1 protein-coding gene (running past one end of the window) is annotated in these 13438 nt (G+C 74.5%); it reads left to right on the top strand.

What is annotated here, in order from left to right:
* The first annotated feature begins 25 nt into the window (after positions 1-25).
* A protein-coding gene (locus ACZ4S3_RS35660) for an SDR family NAD(P)-dependent oxidoreductase (RefSeq protein WP_467942164.1) crosses the window boundary here: on the top strand, positions 26-13438 show its 5' portion. The gene runs 10686 nt beyond the window's last position; only the first 13413 of its 24099 coding nucleotides appear in the window; the start codon lies at positions 26-28; its stop codon lies beyond the right edge, outside the window.

A 13438-nucleotide genomic window follows, 5' to 3' on the forward strand; every position in this document is an offset into this window, starting at 1 on the left:
CCCAGTGACCTGGAACGGAATGAACGTGAGCAAAAACATCCTTCGAGTGCCGGAATGGCGCGACGAACCGGTGCCAGGGCGCACCGCGGCCCCCGGAACCCGGCGGCTGGTCGTGCTGTGCGACACCCCCGACGCCGACGTGACCGTCCTGCGCCGGCACCTGCCCGGCGTGTCCGTCGCCCGCGTGGAAAGCCGGGACGACGGGCCCGCCGCCGCCTACGAGCACGCGGCGACCCTGCTGCTCGGCGAGCTCCAACGACTGCTGAACCAGCCGGCCGGCGGCCCCCGTTCCGTGCAGGTCGTGTGCCAAGAGGGGACTCCGTATGGCTACGCCGGTCTGCTCGGCATGCTGCGCACCGCCGCGCAGGAGGACCCGGCGCTGCACGGCCAGCTGATCGAGTTCACTCAGTGGCCGCCGGGTGACGAACTCGCCGACGTACTGCGGGCGGAGTCAGGGCAGGCGGCGGACCACGTGCGCCACACCGGCGGCCGCCGCCAGGTCCGCGCCTGGGGAGCGGCCCCGCACGCGGCGGCCCCGCCGATGTGGAAGGCCGACGGCGTCTACCTGATCAGCGGGGGAGCGGGCGGCGTCGGCCGGCTGGTCGCCGCCGACATCGCACGGCACGCCCCCGGTGCCCGGGTCGTCCTGTGCGGACGCTCGGCGGCGGGCCTCGTGCCGGGGCAGCCGGGCCCGGGGACCGAGTACCACCGGGTGGACGTCACCGACGTCGCCGCCGTGACGGAGCTCGTCAACTCCCTTGTGCGCACGTACGGAAGGATCGACGGGGTCGTGCACGCGGCGGGCCTGATCAGCGACGACTACGTGATCCGCACGTCCCACCAGGATGCCCAGAGGGTCCTGGCGCCGAAAGCCGCCGGGCTGGTGAACCTCGACGAGGCCACGCGCCGCCTGCCGCTGGACTTCCTCGCGGCGTTCTCCTCCGGCGCCGGGACGCTCGGCAACCCCGGGCAGGCCGGCTACGCCGCCGCGAACGGGTTCCTCGACGCCTACCTGGCCTACCGCGCCGGCCTGGCCGCCGTGGGCGAGCGCCACGGCATGAGCGTCTCGATCGGCTGGCCGCTGTGGCAGGACGGCGGGATGAGCGTCCCGGCCGAGGACGTGCCCGCGCTCACCGCACGCTTCGGGCGCCCCCTGGGAACGGACACGGCACTGCGAGCCCTGCACGGCGCACTGGCGCTCGGCACACCACACCTACTGGTCATGGACGAGGAGAGCGGCGTGGACGAGGAAGGTCCGCAGGAGACGGAAACGCAGCGGACGGGGCCGGCGGAACTGCGGGCACGCGTGCTGCCCCTGCTGAAGGAGCTGATCGCCGAGACGGTGCGGCTCGACGCCGCCCGGCTGGACGCCGCCGCACCGCTCGACGGCTTCGGCATCGACTCGCTGGCCGTGACCCGGCTCAACCGCCGGTTCGCGCAGTGGTTCGGCGCCCTGCCCAAGACGGTGCTCTACCAGTATCCGACGCTGAACGACCTGGCCGGCCACCTGGCGCAGCAGCACGCGGACGGCTGCCGCCGCTGGCTGGACGACGCGGCGGGGACCGGAGCAGCTGCCACGGCGCAGGCCGCCAAGGCCGCCGCGCCGGTGCGCCACCGAGCCCGGGGGGCAAAGAACCCGCGTCCAGCCGGCGCGGACGAGCCGATCGCCATCATCGGCCTGAGCGGGCGCTACCCGGACGCCCCGACCCTGGAGGCGTTCTGGGAAAACCTGCGCGCGGGCCGCGAGAGCGTCCGTGAGATCCCCGCAGAGCGCTGGTCGCTGGACGGCTTCTACGAACCGGACCCGCAGCGGGCCGTGCAGCAGGGCGCCAGCTACAGCAAGTGGGGTGCGTTCCTCGACGACTTCGCTCGCTTCGACGCCGCGTTCTTCGGGATCGCGCCGCGCGACGCCGCCGACATGGACCCGCAGGAACGGCTGTTCGTCGAGAGCGCGTGGTCGGTGCTGGAGGACGCGGGCTACACACGGCAGCGCCTCACCGAGCAGCACGGTTCCTCCGTCGGCGTCTTCGCCGGGATCACCAAGACCGGCTTCGACCGCCACCGCCCGCCGACGACCGACGGACTGCCGCCCGCGCCGCGCACGTCCTTCGCCTCGCTGGCCAACCGGGTGTCGTACCTGCTGGACCTGCGCGGCCCGAGCATGCCGATCGACACCATGTGCTCGTCGTCGCTGACCGCGGTCCACGAGGCATGCGAGCACCTGCGCCACGGCGCGTGCGAGCTGGCCATCGCCGGCGGTGTCAACCTCTACCTGCACCCCTCCTCGTACGTCGAGCTGTGCCGCTCCCGGATGCTCGCCGGCGACGGGCACTGCCGCAGCTTCGGCGCGGGCGGCGACGGGTTCCTGCCCGGCGAGGGCGTCGGCGCGGTGCTGCTGAAGCCGCTGTCCGCGGCCGAGGCCGACGGAGACCCCATCCACGCGGTGATCGTCGGCTCCGCCATCAACCATGGCGGGCGCACGAACGGCTACACCGTGCCCAACCCGCGCGCACAGGCCGCGCTGATCCGCGACGCGCTGGACCGCGCCGGTGTGTCCGCGGCCGGCATCGGCTACCTCGAGGCGCACGGCACCGGCACCCGGCTCGGCGACCCCGTCGAGATCGACGGTCTGACCCAGGCCTTCGCTCCCGACGCCGCCGGCAGCGGTGCCTGCGCCCTCGGCTCGGTCAAGTCGAACATCGGCCACCTGGAGGCCGCCGCGGGCATCGCGGGCCTGACCAAGGCCGTACTGCAGCTGCAGCACGGCGAGTTCGCGCCCACCCTGCACGCCGAGCAGACCAACCCCGACATCGACTTGGCGGCCACCCCGTTCACCCTGCAGACCGGCGGGGCCCCGTGGCCGCGGCCCGCGGACGGCGGTCCGCGCATGGCGGGCATCTCCTCGTACGGCGCGGGCGGCGCCAACGCCCACGTCATCGTCGCCGAGTACCGGGGCACGAAGGCCGCACCCGCCACGCCCGCCCCGTCCGCACGGCCGGTGCTGCTGCCGCTGTCCGCCCGGACCACCGAGGACCTGCACGCACGGGCCGGCCAACTGTCCGACCTGCTCCGCTCCGGCGCCCCCGTGGACCTGCCCGCCGTCGCGGCCACCCTGCAGACCGGCCGCGAGGAGATGGACGAGCGGGTGTGCTTCGTCGCGAACACACCCGGGGAATGGCTCGACCAGCTCGGCGCCTTCCTCGCCGATCCCGACCCCGAGGCCGAGGGCCCGTGGTCCCGCGGCCGCGTCAGGGTCACCGGCGAGACCCTGGCCGTTCTGGCGGAGAAGGACGAACTACGCGAACTCGTCGCCCGCTGGATCAGCCGCGGCGACTGGCACGACCTGGCCGCCTTCTGGGCCAAGGGCATGCCCCTCGACTGGACCTGCCTGCACGGTGGCGCGGACACGCCCTCACGGGTCCACCTGCCCGCCTACCCCTTCGCCGGACGGCAGTTCTGGTTCGGCCCGGTCGGCAGCGAGCGCCCGGCGACGACGCCGGTGGCCGCCCTGTCCCGCACGACGGCAGCCGGTGCCGCCGACGTCGAGCGCACCTTGCTCGACGCACTGGGCGAGGCCCTGCAAATGCCGGTCGCCGAGATCGATCGCCGCCGCCCCTTCGCCGACTACGGCCTGGACTCCATCCTCGGCGTAAACCTGGTCCACACGCTCAACACGACTCTTGGCACCGCGTTGGAGACCACCGACCTGTTCGACCACGGCACCATCGAGCGCCTGCACGCGTTCCTCGTCGGTGCCTATGGTGACGCGCTGCACGCGCAGATCTCCCCGGTAGCCGCCGCCGCGGCGCCCGACGATGACGCCGTCGCCGTCGTCGGGATGGCCGCCCGCTACGCCGACGCCGAGGACCCGCGCGCCCTCTGGGACCACCTGATGGCCGGCCATGACCTCGTCGAACCGGTGACCCGCTGGCCGCTCGGGCAGGACGTGACCTGCCGCTCCGGCAGTTTCGTCCGCGGCATCGACCAGTTCGACCCGGTGTTCTTCGCGATCTCCGGCGTCGAGGCCACCACCATGGACCCCCAGCAGCGCCTCTTCCTCGAACAGTGCTGGAACGCCCTGGAGGACGCCGGCTACACCGGCGAACGCCTGACCCACCGCAACTGCGGCGTCTACGTCGGCTGCTACGCCGGCGACTACCGCGACCAGCTGGACGCCCGGCCGCCGGCGCAGGCCCTGTGGGGCACCATGGGCTCGGTCGTCGCCTCCCGGATCGCCTACCACCTCGACCTCAAGGGCCCTGCCCTCACCACCGACACCTCCTGCTCCAGCTCACTCGTCGCCCTGCACCTGGCCTGCCGCGACCTGCTCTGCGGCGACGCCGACATGGCGATTGCGGGCGGGGTGTTCCTCCAGACCACGCCGCGTCTGTACGAGTCGGCGACGCGCGCGGGCATGCTCTCGCCCAGCGGCCGCTGCCACAGTTTCGATGCCCGCGCCGACGGCTTCGTCCCCGGCGAGGGCGCGGGCGCGGTCGTCCTCAAACGGCTCGCCGACGCCCGGCGCGACGGCGACCACATCTACGGCGTCGTCCGCGGCTCGGGCATCAACCAGGACGGCACCACCAACGGCATCACCGCCCCCAGCGCGGCCTCGCAGGAACAGCTCCTGCGCGACGTCCACGCCCGCAGCGGCATCGAGCCGGGCGGCATCCAGCTCGTCGAGGCGCACGGCACGGGTACCCAGCTCGGCGACCCGATCGAATTCCGCGCGCTCACCCGCGCGTTCGAGGGCGCCCCGGCCGGGAGCGCCGTCCTGGGATCGATCAAGACCAACATCGGGCACACGCAGTTCGCCGCCGGCATCGCGGGCGTCATCAAGGCGCTCCTGGCCCTGGAGCACCGGCAGATCCCGCCGTCGCTCCACTTCCACGAGGCCAACCGGGCCGTCGTGCTGGACGACAGCCCGTTCACCGTCACCACCGCCCCGCAGCCCTGGACGGCGCCCGCCCGTGGCCCGCGCCGGGCGGCCGTCAGCTCCTTCGGCGCCAGCGGCACCAACGCGCACGTCGTCCTGGAGGAGCACCCGGCCCCCCAGGCCACCAACGCAGGCGGGGAACACGCCTTCCTGCTGTCGGCCCGCACCCCGGCCGCCCTCCGCGCCGTCGCCGAACGGCTGCTGGCCCACCTCGACCGCGCACCCGGTCTGCCCGCCGACGCCGTCGCCTACAGCCTGGCCGCCGGACGCAGCCACTTCGCGCACCGGCTGGCCGTCGTCGCCGCCGGCCTGCCTGACCTGGCGGCACGCCTGCGCTCCTGGCTGTCCGGCACCGCCGGAGACACGGTGCTACAGGGAGAGACCGCCGCGGACCCCCGCCCCGTCGGCGGTGCGGGCGCCCTGGCCCCGGCCGCGCTGGCCGCAGCGTACGTACGGGGCGAGGCCGACCGGTTCGCCGACAGCTTCGCGCCCGCCTCGCGCCGCCAGGTGCCCCTGCCGACCTACCCGTTCGAGCGGCAGCGCTACTGGACCGGCACGACCGACACCGAGGAAAGCCAGGGGCTCAAGGACACGGACGAGGCCGCGTACCGCCTCCGGCTCGGCGGCGAGGAGTTCTTCCTGGCCGACCACCACGTGGGCGGCCGGGCCGTGCTGCCCGGCGTGCTCTCGCTGGAGGTCGCACGCCGTGCCGTGACCGGCAGTTCCTTCGCGCCGGTCGGCCTGCGCGACGTCGTATGGCCGGAGCCGTTCCCCGTCGGGGACGGCGGCGCCGAACTGCGCGTCGATCTGGACGGCGATGCCTTCCGCGTCCTGCGCGACGGCTCCGCCGTGCACGCCCAGGGCCGGATCGCCACGCCCGGCTCGCCCGCACCCGCGCCGCTGGAGGCCCTGCGGGCCCGCTGCGGCCGCCGCACCCTGTCGCGGAGCCAGTGCCGTGCGGCCCTCGACGCCGTCGGCATCCGCCACGGAGACCGCCTGCGCGCCATCGACACCCTGGCCGTCGGTGACGGCGAGGTGCTGGCCCGGCTCGTCCTGCCCGACGGCGCCCGCGACGGCGCGTTCGCGCTGCACCCCGCGATGCTCGACAGCGCCGTCCAGGCCGTCGTCGGCCTCTACGGCGACGCCACCGGCACGCTCGACGAACAACGCGCCGCGCCCGCGCTGCCCTTCGCCCTGGACGCCGCCGACCTCTTCGCCCCCACCACCGAGCGCATGTGGGCCCACCTGCGCCACACCGAGGGCTACGCCCCCTCGGCCGACCGGGACGTGACGAAAGCGGATATCGATGTGTACGACGACGACGGACGGCTCTGCGCGAGCCTGCGCGGCTACGCGTTCCGTCGGATGACCGCCCCGCCCGGCGAGGCGCCGCGCGCGACGCTGCTGGCACCGGTGTGGGACGCCCTGCCCGCCGCGCCCGCCGCGCCATGGCCCCACCCGCACACCCGCGTCGTGCTGCTGGGCGGCACCGCCGAGGAACAGGACGGGCTCCGCCGCCGCTACCCGGACGCCACCGTCCTGGACGCCCGCGCCGACGAGCCGGCCGACCGGCTGGCCGCGCGGCTGCCCGCCGGCGCCGAGCACGTCTTCTGGCTCGCCCCGGCCGGCCCCACCGGCGACCCGGCCGCCGCGCGGTACGACGCCACCATCGCCGTCTTCCGCCTGGTCAAGGCGCTCCTGGCCGGCGGTGCGGACGCTCGTGAACTGGGCCTGACCCTGGTCACCCGGCAGGCGCGCCTGCTGCCGGGCGACACCGGCGCCGACCCCGCCCACGCCGGAGTGCACGGCCTCGGCGGCACCCTGGCCAAGGAGTACCCGCACTGGCGGATCCGCGTCGCTGACGTCGAGGCGGACGCCCCCGTGCCCTGGCCGGCTCTGTGGGACCTGCCCGCCGCCCCCCGCGGCGAGACCCTGGCCCACCGGCACGGCGAGTGGTACCAGCTGCGCCTGCTGGAAACACACGGGCCCGGCGTCGCGGCCGTCCCGCGCGCGCCCGGCGGCGTGATCGTGGCCATCGGCGGCGCCGGCGGCATCGGCACCGTGTGGACCGAGCACATGATGCGCCGTCACGGCTCCCGGGTCGTCTGGATCGGCCGCCGCCCGCTGGACGCCGCCATCGCCGCCCAGCAGGAAGCCCTCGCGGCGCACGGCCCCAAGCCGGACTACGTACAGGCCGATGCGACCGACCGCGACGCCCTGCGCCGCGCCTGCGACGAGATCGTGCGGCGGCACGGTCCCGTGCGCGGCGTCCTGCACACCGCGATCGTCCTCGGCGACCAGACCCTCGCCCGGATGGACGAGGACCGGTTCCGCACGACCTACGCCGCCAAGGCCGACATCGCCGTGAACCTGGCCGACGCCTTCGCCGGCCAGCCGCTGGCCTTCGTCGCGTTCTTCTCCTCCATGCAAGCCTTCTTCAAGGCCCCCGGCCAGGCCAACTACGCGGCGGGCTGCACCTTCGCCGACGCCTTCGCCGAGCACCTGTCCACCCGGCTCGACTGCCCGGTCAAGGTCATGAACTGGGGTTACTGGGCCGGCGTCGGCGTCGTCACCGCCGACGGCTACCGGCAGCGCATGGCACAGCTGGGCCTGGGCTCGATCGAACCGGACGAGGGCATGGCCGCCTTCGACGCGCTGCTGGCCTCCCCGTACCCGCAGCTCGCACTCCTCAAGGCCACCGACACCCGCAGCATCGACGGCCTCCACGACGACGACGCCCTCACGCACCCGGCCGTCACCACCCCGTCCCTGATCGGCGCGCTGGGCGAGGACCGCCCCGACCGCCGCGCCGAGATCGCGCGGCTGCGCGAGAAAGCGGGCGGGCACGCCGGAGCCATGCAGGACGCGCTCGTCCGCATCACCTGGGCGCTGCTGCAGTCCCTGGGCCTGTTCCGCGACGGCCGCGCGGCCACCGCCGCCGAATGGCGCGCCGTCGGCGGCATCGAGGACCGCTACGCGCGCTGGACCGAGCACACCCTCGCCGCACTCGCCGACGCAGGCCACCTGCGCCCCGAAGGCGAGGACACGTACGCGGCCCTCGACACCCGTACCGGAACCCTCGACGACGCCTGGGCCGACTGGGACCGGGCACGCCGGCAGTGGCTGGCCGACGACGCCAAACGACCCCAGGCGATCCTCGTCGATACGACGCTGCGCGCCCTGACCGGCATCCTCACCGGCCGCCGTCCGGCCACCGACGTGATGTTCCCGAACGCCTCGCTCGAACTCGTCGAGGGCGTGTACAAGAACAACCCCGTCGCCGACTACTTCAACGACGTGCTCGCCGACACCCTCGTCGCCTACCTCGAACGGAGGCTGGCGGACGACCCGTCAGCGCGCTTGCGCATCCTGGAGATCGGCGCCGGCACCGGCGGCACCAGTGCCACGGTCTTCCGCAGGCTGCGGCCGTGGGCCGGGCACATCGAGAGGTACAGCTACACCGACATCTCCAAGGCGTTCCTGCTGCACGCGCAGCGGGAGTACGGCGAGATCGCCCCGTACCTGGACGCACGGCTCTTCAACGCCGAGAAGCCGCTGGCAGGCCAGGAGGTGGCCCCCGGCGAGTACGACGTCGTGATTGCCACCAACGTGCTGCACGCGACCCGCAACATCCGCAGGACGCTGCGCAACGCCAAGGCCGCCGCGCGCCCCAACGCCCTGCTGCTGCTCAACGAGCTCAGCGACAACATCCTCTTCAGCCACCTCACGTTCGGCCTCCTGGACGGCTGGTGGCTCTACGACGACCCGGCGCCGCGTATCCCCGGTTCCCCCGGCCTGGCGCCGGAGAGCTGGCAGCGGGTCCTCGGCGAGGTCGGCTTCCGCGCGGCGTTCGTCGCCGCCCCGGGCGCCGACGACCTCGGCCAGCAGGTGATCGTCGCCGAGAGCGACGGCGCGATCCGCCAGCCGCGCCCGGACGGGGAGTCCGCCTTCCGCGGCACCCTCCCCGAGGCCCGGCCGGTGCGGGCCGCGGAGCCGGAAGAGCCCGCCGCGCCGCAGCCGGACGCGGCCCCGGCCGCCGCCGACGGCGGCGACCGTGAGGAGCTCCTGGCGCACCTGGCCCGCGACTACTTCCGCGGTCTCGTCGCGGAAACGCTGCGGCTGCCGCTCGCCGACATCCGCGCCGACGTGTCCTTCGACCGCTACGGCATCGACTCGATCCTGGTCGTCCAGCTGACGGAAGCGGTCCGCAAGGGGCTCGACAACGTCGGCAGCACGCTGTTCTTCGAGGTACGGACGGTCGACGGCCTCGTCCGGCACTTCCTCCGCACCCAGCCCGACGCGCTCGCCGCGCTGGTCGGTCTGAGTGGCGGGACGGCAGCGTCCACCGACGGGCGGCTCGCGCCGGCCGACGGGCCGGAGTCCACGGATCAGCCGCGGACGGCCCGTGAGCCGGAGCCCGCCGCCGTGCCGGAGCCGGCCGGCACCCCGGCCCCCGTCCTCGCCACCACGCCGGCGGCCGAGGCGCCCCGCGCCGAGCAGGGCATGGCCATCGCGATCGTCGGCATGGCCGGCCGCTACCCCGGCGCACCCGACCTGGACACCTTCTGGGAGAACCTGCTCGCCGGCCGGGACAGCATCACCGAGATCCCGGCCGGGCGCTGGGACCACAGCCGCTACTACGACCCGCGTCGCGGCGTGCCCGGCAGGACGTACAGCAAGTGGGGCGGCTTCCTCGACGGGATCGACGAGTTCGACCCGCTGTTCTTCGGCATCTCGCCCAAGGCGGCGTCCATGATGGACCCGCAGGAGCGGCTGTTCCTGCAGTGCGCCCACGCCACGCTGGAGGACGCCGGCTACTCGCGCGGCGCCCTGCGCGCCGCCGCCCGCACCCGGGTGGCCGAGGACGCCGGCGACATCGGGGTGTTCGTCGGCGCGATGTACTCCGAGTACCAGCTCTACGGCGCCGAGTACGGCGTGCGCGGCGAGCCGGTCGTCGTGCCGGGGAGCCTGGCGTCGATCGCCAACCGCGTCTCGTACTTCCTCGACGCGAGCGGCCCCAGCGCCACCGTCGACACCATGTGCGCCTCGGCGCTGTCCGCGATCCACCTCGCCTGCGCCGCCCTCCAGCGCGGGGAGTGCGGTGTCGCCCTGGCCGGTGGGGTCAACCTGTCGGTGCACCCGGGCAAGTACCTGATGATCGGCGAGGGCCAGTTCGCCTCCAGCGACGGCCGCTGCCGCAGCTTCGGCGAGGGCGGCGACGGCTACGTGCCCGGCGAGGGCGTCGGCGCGGTGCTGCTGCGCCCGCTCGCCGACGCCGTCGCCGACGGCGACCGCATCCTCGGCGTGATCCGCGGCACCGCCGTGAACCACGGCGGCCACACGCACGGATTCACCGTGCCGAACCCGCTCGCGCAGGCGTCGGTCATCCGCAGCGCCTGGCGCCGGGCCGGAGTGGACCCCCGGGACATCGGCTGCATCGAGGCGCACGGCACCGGCACCTCGCTGGGCGACCCGATCGAGATCGCCGGGCTCAATGCGGCCTTCGCCGAGTTCACCGACGCACGGAACTTCTGCGCCATCGGCTCGGCGAAGTCGAACATCGGCCACCTGGAGTCCGCGGCGGGCATCGCGGGCCTCGCCAAGCTGCTGCTGCAGATGCGGCACGGCACGCTCGTGCCGTCCCTGCACGCCGAACGCGTCAACCCCGAAATCGACTTCGCCGACAGCCCCTTCGTGCTGCAGCGCGAGGCCGCGCCGTGGCCGCGGACCGGCGGACGCCCGCGCCTCGGCGGTCTCTCCTCGTTCGGCGCGGGCGGCTCCAACGCCCACCTCGTGGTCGAGGAGTACGTCGACGAATACGTCGAGGAGCACGCCGGGAAGGACCTCGCGCCCGACGCGTCCGCGCACCGTGGCGAACCCGTCGTCGTGGTGCTGTCCGCCTTCGACGAAGAGCGCCTGCGCGAGTCGGCCGGCCGGCTGCGCGACGCCCTGCGGACGGAGCGCTGGAGCAGCGCGGACCTGCCCGACATCGCCTACACGCTGCAGGTCGGCCGCGACGCGATGACCGCACGGTTCGCCGTGGTCGTCAGCGCGCTGCCCGCCCTGGTCGAGGCGCTGGACGCCTGCGCACTCGGCAGCCGGCTGCCCGCGGGCGCGTACCTCAGCCCCGGCGGCGACCGGGGCGGCGCGGTCAAGGACTTCCTCACCGACGCGGACTTCCAGGAGACGGTCGTGCGCTGGGCACGGCGCGGGAAGTCGGCGCCGCTGGCCGAGGCCTGGACCAACGGCCTGGCAGTCCACTGGGCCCGCCTCCACACCGGGGGACCGAGGCCGCGCAAGGTCGCTCTGCCCGGCTACCCGTTCGCCCGGGAGCGCTACTGGTACACCGACGGACTGCCGGAACTCGCGGAAACCCCAGGCGCGTTCGGGGACGCCGTTCCGCGCCCCGCCGTGGAGGCAGGGCCTGCGACGACGCCCGCCGTGCCGGCCCCGCCCGCGCATCCGGCCCACTCCTACGAGCTCCCCGCAGGCGACCTCACCCTGCACCCTGTCTGGGAGCCCGCCCGGCTGCTGCGCGGCAGCCCCTACCCGTCCGCGGCCTCCCGTGTGGTGGCGATCGGCCTCGAACCGGACGTCCTCACGGAGCTGACCGCCCGCCGCCCGGGGACCGTGGTGCTGGACACCGGCGCGTCATCCGCCGAAGAGGTCCGTGACGAACTCGCCCTCCTGGGCGACTTCGACCACGTCGTCCTGCAGTTCCCGACCGCGGCCGCCGCCCACGGCGCCGAGGCGCAGATCAGCGCCCAACGCGCGGCGATCCGGCGCATGTTCCGCGTCCTGAAGGCACTGGCCCTCACCCGGGACGAGCAGCGGCTCGGACTCACCCTCGTGACCAGCGGCGCGTTCTACGCAGACAGCTCCCGGGCCGCCGACCCGGCGCAGGCGAGCCTGCACGGTCTGATCGGCGGCCTGGCCAAGGAACAGCCGCACTGGCGCATCCGCGCCATCGACCTGGCCGACGGTGAACCGTTCGTCGCCGACGAGGTCTTCGCCCTGCCCGCCGACCGCCGCGCGCACCCGCTCGCCCGCCGCGGCGGCCAGTGGCTGCGCCGCCAGCTCCTGCCGGTGGACGCCACCGAGCCGCCCGCCGAGCCCGTGCTGCGCCGCAACGGCGTCTACGTGCTCATCGGCGGCGCGGGCGACCTCGGTGTGCTGCTCAGCGAGTACCTCGTACGGCAACACGACGCCCACGTCGTATGGGTCGGCCGCCGCGCCGAGGACGAGGACATCCGGGCCAAGGCGACCCAGGCCGCAGCGGGCGGGCGGTCCCCCGTCTACCTGTCCGCCGACGCCGCCGACCCCGCCGCGCTCGCCCGCATGCGGGACGAGGTCCACCGCCGCTACGGCCGCATCGACGGCGTGGTGCACCTGGCGATGGTGTTCAGCCACACGCCGCTCGCCCGGATGACCGAGCGCGAGCTGGAAGCCACCCTCGCAGCCAAGGTCGACCCGTGCGTGCACTTCGCCGACGTCTTCGCCGGCCGAGGCCTGGACTTCATCCTGCTGATCTCCTCGCTGGTGAGCTTCATCCGCAACTCCCACCAGGCGCACTACTCGGCGGCCTGCGCCTTCGAGGACGCGCGCGCCGACGCCCTGCGCGAGGCGCTGGACTGCCGGGTCAAGGTCGTCAACTGGGGCTACTGGGGCAACGTCCCCGACGAGCTCCTGCGCGACGTGACGTCCATGGGACTGGCCCCGATCGACCCAGTCACGGCGATGGGCGCACTGGAGCGCCTCCTGGCCGGCCCGCTCCACCAGATCGGCTTCATGCGCCTCGGCCGCCCGCTGCCCGTCGAGGGGGTGCTCACCGCAGAGACGCTGACCCCGCAGGCGCACGGTGCGGCGGCCCGCGACGGCGCCGCGCCTCTCGCCCTGCCCACCGGCCTGGCCGCGTACCACGCGGGCCCGGTCCCGGGCGAGATCGACGCGTTGCTGCTCCGCCGCCTCGCCGCCGAGCTGCGCCGGGCGGGTCTGGAGGAGCCGCGCCACGGCCTGGCCGAGTGGAAGGAGCGGCAGGGCGTCGACGCACGTTTCGACGGCTGGCTCTCGGCCACCCTGCGCGCACTCGCCGAGCACGGAATGATCGACGACCAGGGCCGCTGGAACACCGGCAGCCCCGCCGCCCAGGACGCCGACGCCTGCCGCGCCGACTGGGCCGCGCAGACGCCCCGATGGGCCGCCGCCAACCCCGATCTGCGGGCACCGCTGAACCTGCTGGACCAGACCCTGCCCGCGCTCACCGACGTCCTGTGCGGCCGGGTGCGCGCCACCGACGTGCTGTTCCCCCGGGGAGCGTTCTCCCTCGTCGAAGGCGTCTACCGCGACAACCGCGTGGCCGCGCACTTCAACGCCGTCCTCGCCGAACACGTGGCGGCCTTCCTGCGCGCTCGCCGGGACGCCGATCCGGGCGCCCGCCTGCGCGTGCTGGAGATCGGCGCAGGCACCGGCGGAACCACCGGCCCCGTACTCGACCTGCTCGCC

The sequence above is a fragment of the Streptomyces sp. NPDC028368 genome, from assembly GCF_055565615.1.